The sequence below is a fragment of the Trichocoleus sp. AS-A1 genome, assembly GCF_039962015.1.
Lineage (GTDB): Bacteria > Cyanobacteriota > Cyanobacteriia > Cyanobacteriales > FACHB-T130 > FACHB-T130.
In genome coordinates this window covers 25,365-46,832 of the sequence record NZ_JAMPKG010000013.1, presented here as the reverse complement: position 1 = coordinate 46,832, position 21,468 = coordinate 25,365, and the positions used below count along the sequence as shown (strand labels likewise).

The 21,468-nt window shown below is 48.4% G+C and carries 19 protein-coding genes; 13 read left to right on the top strand and 6 right to left on the bottom strand.

Annotated elements, in window-relative coordinates; all coding sequences use genetic code 11:
• Nucleotides 1-149: 149 nt before the first annotated feature.
• The 5 genes from petB to NC994_RS12130 all read left to right on the top strand — a co-directional run bounded on the left by petB (nt 150) and on the right by NC994_RS12130 (nt 4,369).
• Nucleotides 150-818, top strand: coding sequence for a cytochrome b6 (petB, locus tag NC994_RS12150; RefSeq protein ID WP_190430667.1), 669 nt, complete (start codon nt 150-152; stop codon nt 816-818).
• Nucleotides 819-1,028: 210 nt separating this feature from the next.
• Entirely contained in the window at nt 1,029-1,511 is a 483-nt protein-coding gene (gene petD / locus NC994_RS12145; protein WP_190414392.1) for a cytochrome b6-f complex subunit IV, read from the top strand.
• 189 nt (nt 1,512-1,700) lie between these two features.
• On the top strand, nt 1,701-2,702 hold the full coding sequence (locus tag NC994_RS12140; protein WP_190433330.1) for a GDP-mannose 4,6-dehydratase: 1,002 nt from the start codon (nt 1,701-1,703) through the stop codon (nt 2,700-2,702).
• An 18-nt stretch (nt 2,703-2,720) separates the two neighbouring features.
• Nucleotides 2,721-3,869, top strand: a complete 1,149-nt coding sequence (locus tag NC994_RS12135; protein WP_190433328.1) for a glycosyltransferase — start codon at nt 2,721-2,723, stop codon at nt 3,867-3,869.
• Between the two features lie 119 nt (nt 3,870-3,988).
• Complete coding sequence (locus tag NC994_RS12130; RefSeq protein WP_190433320.1) at nt 3,989-4,369, top strand: hypothetical protein; 381 nt, start codon at nt 3,989-3,991, stop codon at nt 4,367-4,369.
• Nucleotides 4,370-4,427: 58 nt separating this feature from the next.
• On the opposite strand, the gene NC994_RS12125 is transcribed toward NC994_RS12130, so the two are convergent.
• Nucleotides 4,428-4,862, bottom strand: coding sequence for a hypothetical protein (locus NC994_RS12125; protein WP_190433318.1), 435 nt, complete (start codon nt 4,860-4,862; stop codon nt 4,428-4,430).
• A 246-nt stretch (nt 4,863-5,108) separates the two neighbouring features.
• Here NC994_RS12125 and NC994_RS12120 point away from each other — a divergent pair, with 246 nt between their 5' ends.
• Nucleotides 5,109-5,459: a hypothetical protein gene (locus NC994_RS12120; RefSeq protein ID WP_190414387.1), complete on the top strand. Its 351-nt coding sequence runs from the start codon at nt 5,109-5,111 to the stop codon at nt 5,457-5,459.
• A 176-nt stretch (nt 5,460-5,635) separates the two neighbouring features.
• Nucleotides 5,636-7,831 (top strand): pentapeptide repeat-containing protein, encoded by a 2,196-nt coding sequence (locus tag NC994_RS12115; RefSeq protein ID WP_190433317.1) that lies wholly within the window; start codon nt 5,636-5,638, stop codon nt 7,829-7,831.
• Nucleotides 7,832-7,884: 53 nt separating this feature from the next.
• Here the strand turns inward: NC994_RS12115 and NC994_RS12110 are convergent, their stop codons facing one another.
• Nucleotides 7,885-8,295 carry a VOC family protein gene (locus NC994_RS12110; protein WP_190433315.1) on the bottom strand — a complete coding sequence of 137 codons (411 nt, stop codon included), beginning with the start codon at nt 8,293-8,295 and terminating at the stop codon, nt 7,885-7,887.
• Nucleotides 8,296-8,546: 251 nt separating this feature from the next.
• Between NC994_RS12110 and NC994_RS12105 the strand changes: the two genes are divergently transcribed.
• Nucleotides 8,547-9,737, top strand: coding sequence for a glycosyltransferase (locus NC994_RS12105; protein WP_199299497.1), 1,191 nt, complete (start codon nt 8,547-8,549; stop codon nt 9,735-9,737).
• Between the two features lie 8 nt (nt 9,738-9,745).
• Here NC994_RS12105 and NC994_RS12100 read toward each other — a convergent pair whose 3' ends face one another.
• Nucleotides 9,746-11,398, bottom strand: a complete 1,653-nt coding sequence (locus tag NC994_RS12100; protein WP_190433310.1) for an adenylate/guanylate cyclase domain-containing protein — start codon at nt 11,396-11,398, stop codon at nt 9,746-9,748.
• A gap of 14 nt (nt 11,399-11,412) precedes the next feature.
• Between NC994_RS12100 and NC994_RS12095 the strand changes: the two genes are divergently transcribed.
• The gene (locus tag NC994_RS12095; protein ID WP_190414383.1) at nt 11,413-11,670 is read left to right on the top strand and encodes a hypothetical protein; all 258 of its coding nucleotides are present in this window, start codon (nt 11,413-11,415) and stop codon (nt 11,668-11,670) included.
• A 131-nt stretch (nt 11,671-11,801) separates the two neighbouring features.
• On the opposite strand, the gene NC994_RS12090 is transcribed toward NC994_RS12095, so the two are convergent.
• Nucleotides 11,802-13,412 carry an adenylate/guanylate cyclase domain-containing protein gene (locus tag NC994_RS12090; protein ID WP_190433309.1) on the bottom strand — a complete coding sequence of 537 codons (1,611 nt, stop codon included), beginning with the start codon at nt 13,410-13,412 and terminating at the stop codon, nt 11,802-11,804.
• Nucleotides 13,413-13,941: 529 nt separating this feature from the next.
• Here NC994_RS12090 and NC994_RS12085 point away from each other — a divergent pair.
• Nucleotides 13,942-15,465, top strand: coding sequence for a protein kinase (locus NC994_RS12085; RefSeq protein WP_190433437.1), 1,524 nt, complete (start codon nt 13,942-13,944; stop codon nt 15,463-15,465).
• A gap of 47 nt (nt 15,466-15,512) precedes the next feature.
• Here NC994_RS12085 and ylqF read toward each other — a convergent pair whose 3' ends face one another.
• Nucleotides 15,513-16,376, bottom strand: coding sequence for a ribosome biogenesis GTPase YlqF (gene ylqF / locus NC994_RS12080; protein WP_190433307.1), 864 nt, complete (start codon nt 16,374-16,376; stop codon nt 15,513-15,515).
• 77 nt (nt 16,377-16,453) lie between these two features.
• Nucleotides 16,454-16,876 (bottom strand): universal stress protein, encoded by a 423-nt coding sequence (locus tag NC994_RS12075; RefSeq protein WP_190433305.1) that lies wholly within the window; start codon nt 16,874-16,876, stop codon nt 16,454-16,456.
• 177 nt (nt 16,877-17,053) lie between these two features.
• On the opposite strand from NC994_RS12075, the gene NC994_RS12070 reads away from it, so the two are divergent.
• From NC994_RS12070 to NC994_RS12060, 3 genes are all read left to right on the top strand, one after another.
• A complete protein-coding gene (locus NC994_RS12070) occupies nt 17,054-18,253 on the top strand; it encodes a phosphoglycerate kinase (RefSeq protein ID WP_190414379.1) in 1,200 nt (399 codons plus the stop codon).
• Nucleotides 18,254-18,504: 251 nt separating this feature from the next.
• Nucleotides 18,505-19,923: a serine/threonine-protein kinase gene (locus tag NC994_RS12065; RefSeq protein ID WP_190433303.1), complete on the top strand. Its 1,419-nt coding sequence runs from the start codon at nt 18,505-18,507 to the stop codon at nt 19,921-19,923.
• An 83-nt stretch (nt 19,924-20,006) separates the two neighbouring features.
• Nucleotides 20,007-21,374, top strand: coding sequence for a type IV pilin-like G/H family protein (locus tag NC994_RS12060; protein WP_190433301.1), 1,368 nt, complete (start codon nt 20,007-20,009; stop codon nt 21,372-21,374).
• The last annotated feature ends 94 nt before the right edge of the window (nt 21,375-21,468 follow it).

Below are 21,468 nucleotides of genomic sequence, written 5' to 3'. Positions count from 1 at the left end.
TTTTTTGTAGAGGCTACGCCTAGACTTCTCTCTATCGCGGTGTCTACTGATCCCCATTGCAGCTTCATGCCCCCGAAAAGAGCGGAAAACTGTCTCATGGGGTTGGCTCGTGTCAAAAACAGCAATAAATTTTTAGGAACTCTGGGTTCATGTTTTCTAAGCAGGTAACTGATTCAAAAGCCTACAACTGGTTTGAGGAGCGTCTGGAGATTCAGGCGCTTGCCGATGACGTCAGCAGCAAGTATGTGCCTCCCCACGTAAATATCTTCTACTGCCTGGGTGGAATTACACTGACTTGCTTTTTGATCCAGTTTGCCACTGGATTCGCCATGACGTTTTACTACAAGCCGACCGTCACCGAGGCTTTTTCCTCCATCCAGTACCTGATGACGGACGTCAACTTCGGTTGGCTGATTCGCTCCATCCACCGCTGGTCTGCCAGCATGATGGTGCTGATGATGATTTTGCACACCTTTCGGGTTTACCTCACCGGCGGTTTCAAAAAGCCCCGCGAGTTGACCTGGGTAACGGGTGTCACTCTGGCTGTGATCACCGTTTCTTTCGGCGTCACCGGCTATTCACTTCCTTGGGATCAGGTTGGTTACTGGGCCGTTAAGATTGTCTCTGGCGTCCCTGCTGCGATTCCCTTGGTCGGCGATCAAATCGTCGAGCTGATGCGCGGGAGTTCCAGCGTTGGACAAGCCACTCTGACACGCTTCTACAGCCTGCATACCTTTGTGCTGCCCTGGCTGATTGCCGTCTTCATGTTGCTACACTTCTTGATGATTCGCAAGCAAGGCATCTCTGGCCCATTGTAAAGAGTACTGAGTGCTGTAGAGACGGGATATCTCCGTCCCTACAGCAGGGCAGGAGATATCCAGCCCCTGTCCAGCGCCTAATGGGGAGAGGAGAGAAAGTGGGAAAGTCATTTTTCTTCCCTGCATTATCTATCTCTCTATTACCCCCTGACCACTTTGCCTCTTGCTTAGCTCAAAGCTTTCAAAACGCATAGGAGAACACATACAACAATGGGAACCCAAAAAAAGCCGGATCTAACCGATCCGCAGTTACGTGAAAAACTTGCCAAAGGCATGGGTCATAACTACTATGGCGAACCCGCTTGGCCCAACGACCTACTCTACATTTTCCCTGTAGTAATTATGGGGACGATTGCACTGTGTACGGGTCTGGCTGTGCTTGACCCAGCGATGATTGGCGAACCGGCAAACCCCTTTGCCACCCCTCTGGAAATTCTCCCAGAATGGTACTTCTGGCCTGTTTTCCAAATTCTGCGGATTCTACCCAATAAACTCCTGGGTATCGCCTGCATGGCAGGGATTCCTTTGGGCTTGATTCTCGTTCCCTTCATTGAGAACGTTAACAAATTCCAAAATCCCTTCCGTCGCCCAGTCGCCACGGCGGTTTTCCTGTTTGGAACCTTCTTTACCCTCTGGTTGGGTATCGGTGCCACCTTCCCCATTGACAAATCTCTGACATTGGGTCTGTTTTAAGACAATTATTTGTTACCTTTGACGCCTGTGGGTTTCAAAAGCAGTGCTTTTGTGCTGCTTTTGAAGCATCTACAGGCGTTAAGTATTATCTGGTCGCTTCCGAAAAAGCAAAGTATAAAAGAACATAGGATGTAGCTGCCTGAACCCAACTCCAGCCCGAACGCAACATTAAGTGGTTAAACTCGACTCATGGCAAAGACAGCGCTAATTACAGGAATCACTGGGCAAGACGGCTACTATCTCAGCCGTTTACTCTTGAAACGGGGTTATCGGGTGGCTGGGTTGGTACCGCTGCACCGCCAATCCAGTCTGGCTAAACTGGGTTCCCTCGCCAGCCAAATTGAGGTTTGTGCGGTTGATATGAGGGATAGCGCGACTCTGTTGGAAGTAGTGGAACAACTACAGCCTCAAGAAATTTATAATTTAGCCGCTCCCAGTTTCGTCCCAGATTCGTGGCAAGACCCGCTGGGAACGCTGGACTTGGTAACGGGTACGGCGACCAGGCTGTTAGATGCAGTGCGTCTGGCTGGATTGAACACGCGGTTTTATCAAGCCAGCAGTTCCGAGATGTTTGGGCAGGTGGATCGGTCGCCTCAAGATGAGAATACACCTTTTCGTCCGATGAACCCTTACGCAGCGGCAAAGTTGCACGCTCATTGGACGATGGTACATCACCGACAGCGCTACGGTTGGTTTGCCTGTAGCGGTATTTTATACAACCACGAGTCATCGAGACGACCTCCAAATTTTGTCACGCGGAAGGTGTCTTTAGCGGCAGCATCGATTAAATTGGGATTAAGCGATCGCCTGGAAATGGGCAACCTGGACGCCAAACGCGACTGGGGTTATGCTGGCGATCATGTGGAAGCAATGTGGCGGATGTTGCAGGCAGATGAACCAGAAGACTACGTGATTGGGACGGGTCAGTTACACAGCGTTCGGGAATTGGTGGCGACTGCTTTTGAGTGTGTGGGGCTAGATTGGACTCGTTATGTCGTTGTCGATCCCAAGTTTCTGCGATCGGATGAACATTTCCATCTGGTGGCAAATCCAGAAAAAGCCAAGCGCCAACTCAACTGGGAACCGCAAGTTAGCTTCGAGGGTCTTTTGGAAAAAATGGTGTTGAAGGACTTGGAACGTTTACAAAGTGCTGAGGTGCCGTCCATCGCCCAGATGGAACAAAACTCCTAAAATTCAGGGATTATTGAAGTGGGAGAAAAGATAGATTATTTAGAGCCGACTGTTAAACCAGTCGCAAACCATATATTTATTTTTCTGGAAGTTTTTGGATGCGAAGGGGGCATCCAATCCTACGTTAAGGATATTTTGCAGTCTTATACCTCATTGGGAAATCAAGCCAAAGGCGAGGTATTTTTGCTACGGGATGGCGTTGGCTGCCCAAATCCCTTTGAGGGAAAAAACCTCAAATTTCATTATCTCAAAAACCAAAATCCCCAAAAGGGACGCTTAAGGCTAGCAACTTCACTGCTAGCTTGTCTGTTACAACGCCGTCCCCACCATGTTTTTTGCGGTCATATTAATCTGTCACCCTTGGTAAGGCTGCTATGTCAGCCGCTGGGGATTCCCTATACGGTGCTGACTTACGGAAAAGAATTTTGGGAACCCTTAGCCAATCAAGAACGAAGGGCACTCAAGCAGGCGGAGGGAATTTGGACAATTAGTCGCTATAGCCGCGATCGCGCCTGCGCGGTGAATGACCTAGACCCTAAGAAAGTGCAAATGCTACCCTGTGCGGTGGATGGGAATTACTTTACTCCAGGCCCCAAGCCACCCGTATTGATCGAACGGTATAATCTTGGCGGTGCCAAAGTTTTGATGACTGTAGCGCGGCTGTGGTCGGGCGATATCTACAAAGGCGTAGACGTTACCATTCGAGCCATCCCTGCGATCGCTCAAGTATTCCCAGAAGTCAAATATTTGGTGATCGGTCGCGGCGACGATCAACCCCGACTAGCACAGCTTGCCCAAGATTTAGGAGTTGCCGACCGGGTTATCTTTGCTGGGTTCGTTCCCACCGAAGACCTGGTAGACCATTACCGCGTCGCTGATGCTTACATCATGCCTTCCCAAGAAGGCTTTGGCATTGTCTATTTAGAGGCAATGGCTTGTGGCATCCCCGTCCTATCCGGTAACGATGATGGCTCTGCTGACCCCCTTCAGGATGGACGTTTAGGCTGGCGCGTCCCCCATCGCAATCCAGAAGCCGTGGCAAATGCCTGTATTGAAATCCTCAAAGGGGACGACCAGCGCTGCGACCCTCAGTGGTTGCGAGAACAAAGCCTCGCTTTGTTTGGAAAAGATGCCCTTGCCCAGCAATTAAAACAGCTGCTTGTTTGAATTGAATGCGATTAGGCACGTTTGAAAATCAATACTGAACGGCCTCTGTTCTCAGAGAGAATCGATTCTGATTTAGGATGGAAGTAGTCCATACTACCTTGCTTTTGTTGGAGACTGCCGTGAACCAGAACAGCCCCAATTCCTTTCAATTCAAGCTTTCTGGCGTCGGCTCTTGGCTTACCCTGGTGCTAATCATTTGGTTGCTAGGGTCGATTGGGCTTGGCTGGTTGGTGAAATCTTTTCTGATTCTGATAGGTTTAATCCTCGTTGCACCAGTCCTTGCTTTCCTAGGCTTTCGCTGGTGGTTGCAACGCAACCTCATTGCCGACCAATGTCCCGTCTGTAGCTATGAATTTACAGCTTTGAATCGAACCGAGTGCCAGTGCCCCAATTGTGGCGAGTCGCTCAAAATCGAACAGGGACACTTTAACCGTTTGACGCCTCCCGGAACGATTGACGTTGAAGCCGTTGAGGTATCCGCCCGCTCTCTGGAAGACTAGAAAAAAATCAAGTGATTCGTCACTCGTTTTTGATTAATTACGACTGACGAATGACCGATTATTTATTCTGTCCAGTAATCGATAGAGTATAAGGATGGGTGCCACCCGCGCGATCGCCGACATAAACGTTATAATCCCCCCGAAGCCAAACTCCTGAAATCTCCGGCTTATCTCCAGAAACACTATCTGCCAACACGCAGAATCGTCCTCCTGGGCCATCAACCAGAAGCGTAGGCTCGCCACTGCTTTGGATACTCAACCGCAAGTAATCGATCCGATCTGCCGTTACCCGAACAACTTGATTCGGGGTTTGGGAGATATAACCGCAATTACTACTTGTTTGACCGCCAGAAGCCCCGTTGAGGACGACCGGATCGTTCGACAACTTCGACGACAGTTCTAACACTGGGGCATCACTACGAGCCGCCCCAGCGCCTGTTAAGATTAACGCCAAGGTTGTGGGAATAACTATCCATTTGCGAAGCATCTTCATTTCGTCATCCCCTTGCCTTTTTAAGGAAGTCTTACTATAAGTGTCCTACAGAAGTAAATAAAGGTGTTTCGAGTGTGTTCCTTTTCTTAAAGTGTCACGTATCTGAGAGGGCGCTAAAATTTCTTCTTTTTTAAGTCATGGTGTTGCTAAAACAAACTTTTGTTTAAATCACCAAGACAATACATGCTTGACTGTCAGTTTTTCATTTGTAACCGTCATTTTCGTCACTCACTATAAAAACAAAAGATGAATCCTCAAGAAAATCAAGACTGGGAGCGTAAACTCCAAGAACTAGATGCTCAAATCAATCAGAGCAACCCTCCCGCGCCAATGATAGAAACCGAACCGGGGAAACCTCTCCAGGTTCAACCTAAAGAATCTCAATCAATTCAGTCTCTGTTCAACAAAATTGCTAACTGGTTTCAAGGGCTTCCTGGTGCTGGTAAAGTTGCTGTTGTCGCCGTCGCGGCTTTGGTTGGTTTTGGGCTAATCAGAAGCGTTTTGTATCTAGTTGCATCCCTGATTAGTCTCGGCATCTTGGCAGGGTTAGTGTATTTGGCGTACAAACTGTTTATTGCCCCCAAGTCCCCCGATTAGCAAGTCTTAATTTTTTGGGTAGCAATGAGGACTATGGACTCCGGACGGGTATAGTCGTCTAAGGACGTAGGGCAGGTTCATTACTAATGCGGCTCTTTACCAGCAAAATAAGGGTTGCCTGCCCGGACAAAATTTGCTAGAAGCGAACAGCTAACTGCTATTTGTGGAATGCTCGAATGGCTACCCAAAGCGTGAAAAAAAGCTCGAATCGCAAAAGCCCGTCTTGGCGGATACAGATGCACCGACTACCACTGGGTACCCGACGGGGTGCTGCCACGATTGTGGAAGTCTCGTTGGTGGTTGCGAGTGCTTTAGTTCCCTATAGCATCGGTCTTGCCGCCAAGTTTTGTACGAATGCTGGTGCGTGTGTCTCTCCGGAAACCGTTCCTCTCAACCCAGTGCTAGCAACCACCGAGGATGCGATCGCTCAAACGTTGGCAATTCCCCGGCGCGCAAGCAACCAACGGGTTGCTCCACTCACCAATTTGTTTTGGTGCGGGGCGCTGGTGGCTCCTGTCCTGGTCGTAGGCTGGCAACTGTATAAATTGGGAAAAACCGGACAAACCTCGCCCAAGCGCTGGCTAGGCGTCCAAGTCGTGCAAGAATCAGGCGACCCGCCAGGATTGATGCGCGCGATTTGGAGAGAGGGAGTCGGCAGGTGGGGATTGCCGCTTTCGACGGCTTATCTGATTTGGCGCTACAGCGGTGCTTTTCCGGATTTGGGGATTTTGCTGGGATTGTCTGCTTTGATGTGGCTGGGGGAAAATGCGATCGCGCTGTTCAATCCCGAACGTCGCACCTTGCACGATAGAATCGCTGGAACCTTTGTCATCGATGGAGCCAGGGCTTTTGTACCCGATCGGTCGCGGAATGCTCCTCAGTTAAACCAATTGCCGGGAACCGAACAGCCAGCGAAGCGAGCAAGGGAAACCATCACAAGCATTGCCCTGACTTCTCAATCTTCCAAACCCTCTTCCAAGCGATCGCTGCGTCTTTGGGATTGGATGCGCCAAAACCCCAGTCTGACGCTGATAATTGTCGGCTTTTCTTGCATGAGTGCTGTCTTGGGAACCTTCGTCGGCACTCAAATGTACATTCAAAGTCAGGCAAATTGGCGCTCGTCCAAGCAACAGAATAACAAAGTGTTTTTGGCGCTGGTCGAGCGGTTAAGTCAATCTTCCCCTAACCAATTAGAAGAACGACGGAGTGCTATTCTGGCGCTGGCAAGGTTGGACGACTCGCGGGCGATTCCCTTCTTAGTAGATTTGCTGGGTCAAGAAAGGGTACCTGCTTTGATGGAGACAATTGGGCAAACCTTAGTCAGTACGGGTCCGGAAGCTTTACCCTACTTGCAGCGCTTAAATCTTTCCCTGCAAAAGGACGAAGCGCTGCTGCAAGGGAGTGGATTCGTAGAGCGACAGTTAATAGCAAGGCGACTGGTGGGCACTCAACGCGCGATCGCTAAAATTCTCAGCATCTACCCCACTCAAGTCCACAAGGTCGATCTCAGTCGCACCGACCTCGCACAGGTGCGCCAAGAGCCTGCTCCATTTACTCTGGTTCTAGACAAAGCTGACCTTTCTGGGATTCTCTTCAAAGGAGCCTCCCTCACAGGTGCCAGTTTACGGAATAGCCGCTTCTTGGGTGCCGGTGAGGATGGGCGTCTGGGCACCTTTGACGATTGGATTACCGACTTCAATGGAGCCGATCTTAAAGAAGCGAACCTCAGTGGCGCTCTTTTGAGCCGTGTCCCCCTGAATCGCACCAACCTAATCCGTGCCACCTTGAATCGGGCTAATTTGTCCCAGGCTCAACTCGTGGGTGCAAATCTCAGTAGTGCCAAGCTAATTGGTGCAGATTTGCGTCAAGCCGTCTTAGAAAATGCCAGCCTGACGGGTGCAGATTTAGCCAATGCCAACTTTACCCAATCCAATCTCTCTAGCGCCCGTCTCGGACAAGTTAGCGCTGTCGGGGCTAAGTTTCCCTTTGCGCTGCTGACGAACTCCAACTGGCAAGGAGCAGACCTTTCGGAAGCAGATTTTCGGAACGCCAATCTCCAAAAAGCCGATCTCAGCGCCACCAGACTGGTTGGTGCCAATCTCGCTCAGGCTCAGCTGCAAAATGCCAATTTACAAAACACAAATCTGAGTGCGGCAGACCTGCGCGGGGCGAATTTAGCAGGAGCTAATTTGAAGGGGGCAACCTTTGCCGCCCCAAAACCCGTGCAGTCGGATCAATTCATTCAAGAGGCACCCAATGCCGCATCCTTGGCTCGTGTTAAGGGCGTCGATTTTTCTCAAGCCAAGAATTTAGATGCCAAGCAAATTGACTTAATTTGCGACCAAGGAGGGCGTCATCCTCGCTGTCAGTAAATCAGGCAGAAGGGCACCTAGAAACCGCAAGATCCAGCGAGCAGGAAAGTGCTCTAGGGTAGATTGGGCATATGAACCAATTCCAGTTTGATCCCATCGGGATCGGCAAAGAAGACAGCGTAGTAGCCCGGTGCATACTGGTTGTATTCGGCTGGCGGATCGAGGACTGTAGCGCCTAGTTCAAGAATCAGGTTGTATAAGTTATCTACCTGTTCGCGGCTGTCGGCGTTAAAGGCAAGATGGTGTAGTCCTGGCGAGTAGCGATCGTGTAGTTTGTTCGGGGAATCTGGATTCGCGGCATAAATCAAAATTGCCCCGACATCCTTTGACCACCACATAATAAACTCATCATTTTTCTCCACCTGCTGGTAGCCCATGAATTCCAAAATTGCGTTATAAAACGGTTCCGATCTCGAGCGATCGCTAACCGTCAAGCTTAGGTGATTCAAGGTACCAAGGGTCATACAAGTTTACCCTGTTTCGGAAGAACAAATGTATTATAAACTCCCGTTTTGCAAGTTGGTTCAGAGCAGGAAATCCAATTTTTAGCCAGGAGCCGAAATTTTGTATGCTGTTACACATCAAAAATATATAAGTTTTGATCCCTATCTACCGAAGGGCAGGCAAAAAAAGAATTCTTTTTTTACTGTTTAATTAGCTTGATGCGATCGCATTTAAAATACCACGAGTCCCTTAAGCCAGTTCATGGTGTCAAATGAAGCTAAGCTTCTGCATGATTGTTAAAAACGAAGAATCGTCTTTACCACAATGCTTGAATAGTGTCAAAGATGTGGTAGATGAAATGGTGGTGCTGGATACCGGCTCCACTGACAAAACTGTTGAAATTGCCAGAGAATTTGGGGCGAAGGTTTATCACTTTGAATGGTGCAATGACTTTTCAGCAGCGCGGAATGAGTCGTTGAAGTACGTTCAGGGAGATTGGGTGCTGGTGCTGGATGCGGATGAAGTGCTGACACCGGAAATTGTGCCGCAGATGAAGCAAGCGATGGAAAGCGATCGCAACCTCGTTATCAACCTAATTCGGCAAGAAGTCGGAGCATCCCAATCGCCCTATTCCCTGGTTTCTCGTCTATTTCGCAATCACCCAGACGTGCGCTTTTCTCGTCCTTACCATTCCCTAGTGGATGATAGCGTTGCCGAATTGTTGCAGAGAGAACCCCAGTGGCAGATCGTTTCTCTGTCGGATGTCGCAATTTTGCACTATGGCTATCAACCGGGAGCGATCGCATCTTTAAACAAATTCGATAGGGCACAGGCGGCGATGGAAGGCTATCTGGCAAGCCATCCCAACGATCCCTATGATTGTTGTAAATTGGGGGCGCTTTATATAGAAACAGGGAAAATTAGTAAGGGAATTGGAATCCTAAAGCGCGGCTTAAAATCAACACAGATGGATGCTTCTATTTTATACGAGCTGCACTACCATCTGGGCAATGCCTATATTCGTGTGAACGATCTTGCACAAGCAGCGACACACTATCAAGTCGCCATTCAACAGCCAATTCTGCCCAAACTTAAACTAGGGGCTTATAACAATTTAGGCAACTTGTTGATAGCATCTGGGGATTTTACTAATGCTCAAAAAGCTTATGAAACTACCTTGCAGATTGACCCTAGTTTTGCGGTCGGAAAGTACAATCTAGGCATGGCATTAAAAGCAATGGGGCGTTTGCCGGATGCGATCGCTGCTTACCGCCAAGCGATTCAACTGAACCCAGACTATGCAGAGGCGTATCAAAATCTGGGAGTTGCCCTGTTGAAAATGGGGAACGTAATCGAAAGTTTAGAAGCATTTGGGAAAGCGATCGCCCTTCACGAGCAACACAACCCAGAGGAAGCCGCTAGACTCCGCCAAGGATTGCAAGAAATGGGGTTCCAGGTTTAATCTCATCTCTAACCCGACTGAATACCATCGTGGATAACGCTCTGCCGCTTAGTCTGATAAACCCGTATCGGTCGGTCAATACCTTTAAAACGGTACTCTCCCATCGGAAACAAATCTTTCGGTTGACTGAGCAAAGAATAGCTGGCTTCACTCACAACACATTCACCGGGGGGACAAATTCCTTCCATGCGGGAGGCAAGATTAATCGTAGCGCCTAAGACGGTATAGTCTACTCTCTGAGAGCTGCCCACATCTCCAACCACCGCTTTACCGCTGTTAATCGCTATCCGCAATTGCAGCGGTTGTTGAAAGAACTGACGAGCATTCAGACGCTCCAGACGTTCCAGCATTCCCCAAGCGGCGGCAAAAGCTCGGTCGGCATGATCCGGCTGGGGTTCTGGAGCGCCAAAAAATGCCATAATGCAATCTCCAATAAATTTATCTAGCGTTCCTCTGGCGGCAAAAACTTCTTTGAGCATCTCCTCAAAGAAACTATTGAGCAAATCGGCAATTTCTGTCGGAGTTAAACGTTCCGAAAGCGCAGTAAAGCCAACAATATCGGCAAAAAGAATGCTGATTTCGCCTTCTGTGGGGGTAAGACGACCGCCTTCTAATCCTCCTACATTCATAATATGCTGCACAACTGAAGGAGAGTGATAGCGTTCTAATCGGTGTCGAATGTTGGCTTCGCTTCTGAGTTTCTCTGCTAACAGCCAACGTTGCACCGCCGACGCCACCAAATTCGCTAAAGCTGAAAAAAAGCTGAGGTCTTCATCTCCTCCTTTGTTCCAATGGGTAAAAGAAAGATGGGCATCGGCATAAAGAACGCCGACTACCTGATTTTCATCCCACAGAGGAACCGCTAGAGCGCTGCGAATGCCTTTGGCTAAAATACTATGTTCGCCTTCAAACCGTTCATCCATCTGGGCATCAGCAGTTTTAATCGCGACTTTATCCGTAAATACTTTTTGACAAATGGTGCGGCTAATCCAACTGCCATCTGCGGCGAGATTTTCCTGCTGAGAAATATCTCTCGCTGCTGCTTGAAGTAATTCAAGTTCCCCCGAACAATCGACATCAATCAACAATGCCAACCGATCGATACTAATGAGATCGCGGAAAACAATTTCTTGTATCTGCTGGAAAATTGCTTCGATCGATTCGGCAGAATTCAGACATCTAGCGATATCAACCAAGTCTTTCAGCCGAGCGATCGCTTTGTGGGGATTCGCAATATTACTCCCTTCATCATCCGCTTGTATCCATTGCTGTTGCAGTTCTTTGGCATTGCGAAGAATCGTCACTTCTTCGGGGATCGGATCTGCATTGATGGGATTGAGTTGAGTTTTTTGTTGAGGAGAACTGGCTAAAAGAACGTGGATGAAAACATGACCCATCTGAATAACATCCCCATGATTCACTCTTTGGGGCGCTGCTAGCAGACGGTCATTTAACCGCGTTCCGTTTGTGCTATGCATATCTTCGACTACCCACACGCCATCCGGTGTATTTAACAACCGGGCATGACAGCGGGAAATTTCAAAATAAGGCAAGTACAGATCGCATTCTGGCAAACGACCAATAATAAATTCCTCTTTATCCACCGTGACGGTGCTTTCAGCATTTTCCTCAACTTGTAGGCGCAGCTTGAGTTCAGCCATGACTCTAAACCTCCTTGAACCAAGGCGAACAAGGCTTGCTAAAACTCCTGGACAAAGCAATAGTCAAAGAAAGCACCCACAAATATATGCGTTTTCCCGGCAATTACTGCCACCATCTTAACTCTGACGAAATCCTTCGACAGATGATACGCTGTGTTGCCATAGGTCGCAACGACCGGGAAATCGCACCCAGCTCCTTTTCGGTTAACCTTCTGCTCAACCTCTTGCCACCTCTGGCTAACCCACCCCGATACGGGGAAGGTGAGGAATAAATTTTTTGGGCTGGTGAGCAGAAGCGATAAACTCCTCGATTTCGTCGTCGAGAAAGGGTTTGGCTTGGTCTTAGCCGAAAACTCAAAATCCGCCCTTTCGCTCCACTAAAACTCAGAGGGGAGCCAGCACTTTAATGCCGCTTGGTTTGATAAACTCTGACAGGTCGGTCTATGCCTTTGAAATGGTGTTCTCCTACCGTCTGCAAGTCTTGGGATCGCTTCAGCAATGAATACGTGGCTTCACTGACGACACATTCACCAGGGGGGCAGATTCCTTCCATGCGGGAGGCTAGATTAATCGTTGCTCCTAAAGCGGTATAGTCTACTCTTTGAGAGCTACCGACATCTCCAATCACGGCTCTACCGCTGTTGATGGCAACTCGAATTTGCAGCGGTTCGCGCCAGACTCGAGCGGCATTTAATTTCTCTAGACGAGTCAGCATTCCTTTGGCGGCGACGAAAGCTCGGTCGGCATGATCCGGTTGAGGTTCAGGAGCGCCAAAAAATGCCATGATGCAGTCTCCAATATACTTGTCTAACGTTCCTCCGGCAGTAAAAACCTCCTGTAGCATTTCCTCGAAGAAATCATTGAGTAATTGGGCAATTTCTGTAGGACTCAACCGTTCCGAAAGGGCGGTGAAGCCAACAATATCGGCAAAGAGAATGCTGATATCAACCTCAGCAGGCGTGAGACGACCGTTGTCTAAGGCCCCTAAGGTCATAATGTGCTGTACAACGGCAGGGGAGTGATAGCGCTCTAGTCGAGTCCGAATGGTTTCTTCGTTTCTCAGTTTCCGTGTTAACAGCCAACGTTGGACTGCGGATGCGACCAGATTTGCTAAAGCCGAAAAAAAGCTGAGGTCTTCCTCGCCTCCTTTCGTCCAATGGCTAGAGGAAAGATGAGCATCGGCATAAAGAACACCGACTACTTTATTTTCATCCCAAAGCGGGACGGCGATCGCGCTCTTGATCCCTTTGACTAAAATGCTCTGTTGCCCCTCAAACCTTTTATCCATCTGGGCATCAGCGGTTTGAATTGCGACTTTCTCGGCAAATACCTTTTGACAAATGGTGCGGCTAATCCAACTGCCATTTGCCGTTAGATTCTGTTGTTCCAAAATATCTCTAGCGGCGGCATTCAGCAATTCCAGTTTGCCGGAACCCTCTACATCAATTAACAATGCCAAGCGCTCAATGCTTTGAAGTTCGCGGAAAACGACTTCCTGCACCTGGTAGAAAATTGCTTCGATCGATTCAGCTGCGCTCAAATTCTTGGCGATATTCACTAAATCTTTGAGCCGAGCGATCGCTTTTTCCTTATTGCTAACTACGTCTAGCGTCCCTTCCGCTTGTATCCACTGCTGTTGCAGCTCTTGAACATTGCGAAAGATGGTGGTTCCTTGAGCCACGGGTTCCACCAGCTGTGTTAGATGGGGTTGAGCAGGATGGCTCAAAAGAATATTCAGGCTAATATCTCCCAGCCAAAGAATATCGCCGTGATTTACCTGTTGAGGCGAGATGACAGGGCGTTCATTCAATCGCGTTCCGTTTTTGCTGCCCATATCCTCAATTGTCCACGCCCCAGAAGGCGTTTTCAAAAAGCGGGCATGACACCGGGAAATTCCCTCGAAAGGCAAATGCAAGTTGCATTCTGGCAAACGACCGATCGTAAATTCATCCCGATTCACCGTAATCGTTCTTTCTGTATCTCCCTCTCGTAGACGCAGATTGAGTTCAGCCATGACTCCTATCCCTTTTTGAAGCGAAGCGAACGAGGCGTGCAAAAACTCAGCAAAGTAAGGGGCTTTTGATTGGTTTCCCTCACTTCCCCTCAAGGTTATGGCATTCTCAAAGGCATTTATGCAACCCTGCCCAAGCTACACGCTTAGGGCAGCTTAATCGGCAAATCGTTTGAGTTTTAGCGTTAATGCCTCTGCGCCCTTCAGCCTTACCTTATATAAATGGGGGGTCATACCCCTCATTCCTTGAACAACAGTATCATAGTATTCGCTGGTTCCCGATGTCAGGTCGAGGTTTTAGCGAGACCGTCGAAGCCTTGACAACTGGGCACCAGAGAAGACGCGAAAGTGCGGTTTTCATACGCAGTCAATCAAGAGTGCGGCGGGAGAGAGCGATTCCCTGAAAGGGGGTAGCTCTTTCATCAGATATGCAATCCGTGCATATCTGATGAAACATCCGGAAAACACTGCTTCCTTTTTGGAAAAACTCAATTATGTTAAACGGTTTACCTCAGCTCAGGGCAGCGACACCATGATAGGCATATTACTAGACCAGCGCTACCAGGTGATCCAGGCGCTAGGCCAAGGTGGATTTGGTCATACTTACATTGCCCAAGACACTCGCCGACCTGGGAACCCTACCTGCGTTGTTAAACACCTCAAACCCGCGACTAGCAATCCCGAATTTTTACAAACAGCGAGACGCCTGTTTAATAGCGAAGCCGAAACTCTGGAAAAGTTGGGGAACCACGACCAAATTCCCCGGCTGTTAGCTTACTTTGAGGAGCAGGAAGAGTTTTACTTAGTGCAGGAATTTATCGACGGACAGCCTCTAAGTGTAGAACTGCCACCAGGACAGCAGTGGAGCGAAAGTCAGGTGATTCAACTGCTGTCTGAAGTATTATCTATTCTGGAATTTGTACACGAGAACGGGGTGATTCATCGGGATCTCAAACCGGATAATTTAATTCGCCGTTCTTCCGATAAGAAGTTAGTTTTGGTAGATTTTGGTGCCGTCAAACAGGTGCAGATGCAATCCGTCATCGCTCAAGAAGGGATGAATGAGACGGTTGCGATTGGTACCCCAGGCTATATGCCTAGCGAACAGGGACAAGGCAGACCCCGCCCTAGCAGCGATCTTTACGCACTGGGCATGATTGGTATCCAAGCCTTGACCGGGCTGAATCCCAGGCAATTAGCAGAAGATCCCGACAGCGGGGAGATTCTCTGGCGGCACTTGGCTCAAGTTAGCGATGGGTTAGCCGCTGTCCTGAGCCAGATGGTACGCCACTACTTCAAATTCCGCTACCAGTCAGCAACCGAGGCATTGCGATCGCTTGCTTCCCTAACCAATCCGAATTCCCCGGCAGCGATCGCCGCAGTCTTGGGACAGAAGGTGCGTGGTTACTGGAAAGACGGTTCCGTGTCGGCAAATAAGGCACTGCGCTCGCTCCAAGAACGCACCAATCCCCACGTCTCGCCCAATAACGCCCCTGCTCCTATTTCCACCCCGGCGATCGCGCCCCCTACGGACAATACCGTAACCATTGCTACAGGCAATTCATCGGAAAAGACAGTGGATTCTCCGGCTAGCGTCGTAGATGAAGCAACGCCTCCAACCGCGCCCGCCACGCAGAACACGGTGACAATTGCTCCTGGGAATCCCGCCCCAGCTCCAATTAGTTCGTCGTCCAGCCTAGATTCTGGACTTAAATCTCCTAACAAATTGCCGCTGTTAATTGGAGCAGGCACTGCTATCTTTGTGATTGCAATCGGGGGAATTTTTGCAAGTCGTCAAGTCCCGTCCTCTCCTGAAACGGCTAAAAATCAAATTACTGCGCCAGCTAAAAATGAAGTGAAAAACACTTGTGTTGTTGTTCTTAGTTCATCCAATGTCCGCTCTGTGGATGGACGAAAGAAAACAGGGGATGTTGTGAAAGCAGGAACCAAAGTCTCTGTCACTGGAAAAGAAGAAGGTGGCTGGATAGAAATTAATTCTCCAGTCTCCGGTTGGATTTGGAAGGGTCGGACAAAAAATACCTGTCCTTCTAAATAGGAATAGTTCTTACTCCAAGACATTTAATTGTCCGGAGCTTTTGCGATTCAGACTGGCGGCAATTCTAGGGGAATCGCACCTAATAAACCCGTGCGAAAATCATTTAATAGCTGTCGTGCTGTGCGCTCTACATCGCCTTTATGACGTTCATCTGCCACAGCTTGTAGATATTCGTCGCCTGCAAACGAAGTGGGATCTACTCCATAGCGAGACTGTAAAGACTTCAATAGAAATAAATCGGCATCGGGGGCGTTGAGCGTTTTGAGCAAATCGACTAACGCAGATGCCACTCGTTGATTGTCGTAAGACGCCTCACCAATATCATCACAAATCGCCAACTTGAAGGCAGCAGGCTGATTTTCTAATTTGGAAGGCAAAACGCCAGGGGCATCTAAAAGTTCAATCTCATCGGAAATGCGTATCCAGCGCAGCTGGCGCGTTACACCCGCACGACGGGCGCTTTCTACCACTCGCTTTCCTAATAAACGATTAATCAGCGCCGATTTGCCCACATTGGGAAACCCAATCGCAACGGCACGGACTGGACGAGGAAGCATCCCGCGATCGCTTCTTCGTTGATTCATCTCTACACCCGCTGCCTGCGCCGCCTGTGCCACTGCTGCAACACCCTTCCCATGCTGGGCATCTGTGAAGTATGGCGTTTCCCCCCGATCCCTAAACCACTCAGTCCACAGTTGCCGGACTGCGGGAGAAATCATATCCGTGCGGTTAAGTACCAATACCTTTGCCTTGCCGCCTATCCACTCTGGCACGCGGGGATGGTGCGTAGAGATGGGAATTCGGGCGTCTCGCACTTCCAACACCACATCCACACGCTTGAGCTGTTCTTTAAGCGCTTTCTCAGCCTTGGCAATGTGTCCGGGATACCACTGAATTGAAGGAGTCGTCATAAGATTTTAGATTTTAGATTTTAGATTTTAGATTTTAGATTGAATCTAAAATCCAAAATCCAAAATCTAAACTTTGACTAAGGAACAATCAATACCGGACAAGGAGATAAATTAATTACCCGGTTCGTGACGCTGTCAGTCATGCCTTCTTCAGTCAAACCCAGCCCTCGACAGCCCATCACAATTAAATCAGCGTCAATTTCGTCAGCAACATCGCAGATGGTAAAAGCTGGTTTGCCTTGACGCTCAATCGTTTGAGACTGGATGCCTTGATCGGCAAATAGATTTTGAGCTGTTTTGAGCAGTTCGGCGACTGCTTCTGGCGATGTCATTGCAGCATCTGAATTGAGCGGCGACACCTCTGGCTCTTGGCTGGGTTCTTCTACCACCGAAAGCAAAATTAATTTACTACCATACTTTTGCACAACATTCACAACGACATCAGCCGCTTCGCGCGCTTCTCGACTTTGATCGACAGGAAACAGAACAGTCTTGAACATGGCACGCTCCTGTAGAAACCCCAACTCTTGTAAAATGTGGACGGCTAGAGAGCTAGAAATAACCTTACCCCTGCATTTGGTTTGGTCTATCTAGCTTTTGAGGGAAAAGGGCAAACGACCAGTGACACGCGGTTGCTAGTGAAGAGTATAAAAAGACGCAATTAGGAGGTTTACGCTGTGTCCAAGAAAACTGTAGCAAATTTATCGGCATCCGATTTATCCGGCAAAAGGGTACTGGTACGGGCGGATTTTAATGTACCGCTGGACAATGGCAACATTACTGACGATACTCGCATTCGGGCAGCTCTGCCGACAATTCAGGATTTAACTTCCAAAGGCGCTAAGGTAATTCTGTCTAGTCACTTTGGGCGTCCCAAAGGTGTCGATGATAAATACCGCCTGACGCCGGTGGCAAAGCGCCTGTCTGAATTGCTGGGTAAAGAAGTTGTCAAGACTGACGACTGTATCGGTGATGATGTCGCTGCCAAGGTGGGGGCGATGCAAGATGGCGACGTGCTGCTGCTGGAAAATGTCCGCTTCTACCCGGAAGAAGAGAAGAATGACCCAGAATTCGCTAAAAAACTGGCTTCAGTTGCCGATTTATATGTGAATGATGCGTTTGGAACAGCTCACCGCGCTCATGCTTCTACAGAAGGTGTAACCAAGTATCTCAGCCCATCGGTGGCGGGGTACTTGATTGAAAAGGAACTCCAGTATCTGCAAAGCGCGATTGAAAGTCCTCAGCGTCCTTTGGCAGCAATTATCGGGGGTTCCAAGGTTTCTAGCAAGATTGGCGTCATCGAAACGCTGCTGGATAAGTGCGATAAGCTGATCCTGGGCGGCGGCATGATTTTTACCTTCTACAAGGCTCGTGGGCTAAGTGTCGGTAAGTCGCTGGTGGAAGAAGATAAGTTAGAACTGGCGAAGTCTTTGGAAGCTAAGGCGAAAGAGCGTGGGGTTCAACTGCTATTGCCAACAGATGTCGTCGTTGCAGATAATTTTGCGGCTGATGCCAATGCTCAAACGGTTAGCATTGACGCCATTCCCGATGGTTGGATGGGTTTGGATATTGGTCCCGACTCGGTGAAATTCTTCCAGGAATCGCTTGCTGATTGCAAGACGGTAATCTGGAATGGCCCGATGGGAGTATTTGAGTTTCCGCAATTTGCCAAGGGGACAGAAGCGATCGCGCGGACTCTTGCCGATCTAACTAAGAGCGGGACGACTACCATTATCGGCGGTGGCGACTCGGTGGCAGCCGTGGAACAGTTGAACTTGGGCGAACAAATGAGCCACATCTCGACTGGCGGTGGCGCTAGTCTGGAGTTGCTGGAAGGGAAGGAACTTCCTGGTATTGCGGCGTTGAATGATGCCTAAGTTCTAAGAGTAAACAAATAAAATTCTTGTAGAGACGCGATGAATCGCGTCTCTACGCTTTTTCGGGTATATTGCTTCGCTGTCGTCCTCAACAGAGCGATCGCGTTTGTTGGGAAAGAGAGTGCGATCGCTTGTATTCAGTATTAAGTGAAATAGAGTGGACACCTGACGGGGTGGTAGCGAAACGGTAGCGCTTAGAGCGATCGCTAGCTAAATTGGAGTACATACGGCGCTAAGGAACCAAGGGCGAGATGCTGCAAGCACAGCAGGTATTGCAAGGGCGTTATCAACTTCAAGCGAAATTAGGACAAAATGCTGGGCGTCAAACCTGGCTAGCAACTGACATTGAGGCATCACCGCCACAACAAGTCATCGTCAAACTGCTAGCCTTCAGCCCCCAGATGCAGTGGGACGAATTCAAGTTATTTGAGCGTGAAGCGCAAGTTCTGAAAAATCTCGATTACCCCAAAATTCCCCAATATCGAGATTATTTTTCCCTAGACAAGCAGGTTGGCGCTGGTTTGTGCTGGTTTGGATTGGTGCAAGAATACATTCCCGGTGCCTCCCTGCAAGAATTATTGAAACAGGGCAAACGCTTTACCGAAGCTCAGGTGCGGCAGATTGCCACCGAGGTGCTGAATATTCTCATCTATCTGCACGAGTTAAGCCCGCCGTTGCTGCACCGCGACATCAAGCCCAGCAACTTGATTTGGGGAGAAGATGAACAAATTTATCTGGTGGATTTTGGTGCAGTTCAAGATTCTGCCGTGGCGGAGGGAGTCACCTTCACTGTGGTGGGAACCACTGGCTATGCGCCCCTAGAGCAATTTTGGGGAAAGGCAGTTCCGGCATCCGACTTGTATGCGCTGGGGGCAACTTTGATCCATTTGTTAACCGGCATCGCCCCGGCAGATTTGCCCCAAAAGAATTTACGGATTCACTTTAGCGACAAGGTTAGCCTTAACTCCAATTTTGTCCGGTGGATTGAAGCGATCGCCGAACCCGATTTAGAGCAACGATATCGCACTGCCCGTCAAGCACTGGAAGACCTTAAAGCCAATCGTTCTCTCAACGCTCTCCTGCAACAAATCCGTCAGCCTGTTGGCAGTCGCGTTCAGCTTTGGAAGTCTTCTACCCAGTTAAAAATCAAAATTCCTGGGCGGGGAATATTGCTACTTACAGACATTCTCACCTTTACAGGGAAATTGATGCTAGTAGCGACCTCTGTCATCTCTCTATTTCTGCTAGGTTTATTGCTGTTATGGCTAGGTTTCTTAACATTTTATATGCTCTTGTCCTTGTTGTCATCGATTCATTTAATATTTTCGTTGATTTTATCCATTCTATCAACACTGTTTTTGGGTCGGCTATGGATGAGCGTACATAATGAATTGTGGAAAATTCCAGCCGATTTGAAATGGCCCATACTCAATTATTGGGGAGATTATTGTATCGAATTCTATCAAGATAGCTTTGTAATAAAAAGGCAATTGTTTGGGTTGAAATATCTTAGCCACCAGGGAAAAATTTCTAGCATCAAAAATGTTGAAGCAATTCCTTTAGAAGGAGTCACTCTCGAAACTGGCTTGCTGAAATACTGTTTCGCTCAGAACCTGACTGAACCTGAACGTAACTGGATAGCTCGACAGATCCAAGACTGGCTGAGATAGGAGCGAATGACCAAGAGCCATCCCAAACTAGCTATTCGTAATCCTTCAATCCTTCAATTAGCAACTAATTAAGTAAAATCATCATGCTGCAAGCAGAAAAGATATTACAGGGGCATTATCACCTCACACAACAACTGGGACAAAATGCAGGGCGTAAAACCTGGCTGGCAGAAGATTTAGAAGCCGAACCCAGCGAATCGGTAATTGTTAAATTGCTAGCTTTCAGTCCTCAAATGCAGTGGGAGGAACTCAAGCTTTTTGAACGGGAAGCTCAAGTTTTGAAAAACTTAAACCATCCCAGAATTCCAACCTATCGAGATTATTTTTCTCTCGACGAACAGGCGGGTGGCGGCTTACCTTGGTTTGGATTAGTGCAGGATTACATTCCCGGCAGTTCCCTGCGTCAGCTATTAGATAAAGGCAAAAAATTTACACCAGAGCAGGTACGCTATGTTGCCACGGACATCCTAGAAATTCTAATTTATCTGCACGAATTAAGTCCGCCTGTATTACATCGAGACATTAAACCTAGCAACATAATTTTGGGGGAAGATCGGCAGTTTTATTTAGTTGATTTTGGTGCGGTTCAAGACCGCGCTAAGGCAGAGGGTGTTACCTTTACTGTGGTAGGAACCAGTGGCTATGCGCCGCCAGAACAGTTGTGGGGACGTGCAGTTCCATCATCCGACCTTTATGCGCTAGGAGCCACCCTAATTCACTTGTTAACTGGAACGCCGCCTTCTGAGTTACCGCAGCATCAGATGCGGATTCAATTTAGCGATAAAGTCAGCCTCAATCCCAATTTCAGCAGTTGGATTGAGAAGCTTATAGAGCCAGCTCCAGAAAAACGATTCAGCACGGCACGCGAGGCACTTGAAGCTTTGCAACAAGTGGAAAGTTTTAAAAGCTCCGATAGCGAAACAGAGGCTCAGGCAAATGGCAATTCGGTTCGTTATGGTCGTTTAGCACTTTCAACTGCGCTGCCATTATTTACTTTTATGGCTCTCATCGCGGCTATTGCTCTGCCAAGTTTTTTTACCAAACGGGCAATCATTGAAAAATCCGAAGCAAGACAATCTGTTGGGACGATGAATCGTGGTCAGAAAGCTTATTTCATAGAAAACAATGAATTTTCTAATTCGGTTGAAAAACTAGGAATTGGCATGAAAACTCAGAAAGGAAACTACGAATATGCAACTCGTGTGCTGGCGAGTAAAGCTGCATTTAACTACGCAATACCCCATCGTAATAACAAAAGCTATGTTGGAGGTGTGTTTATAGTACCTGCAAAATCCTCAGATGCTGTTAAGGGCAAGATGAAAACAATAGCAATTTTGTGTGAATCTAATGCTGTTGGTGCTACCAAACTACCAGAGCCAATTTATAACAATGGCAAACCAGCCTGTCCTGCGGGCACACTAGAGATACCAAAAGAGCAGATAGGAAGGTAGATAAGGGCGCTGTGACAAGATGAAAAACCGAATTATCAGTATACGTGAAGGCAAATACTAAGTTTCTAAATCCCTCATCTCAGCTTTCTACGGA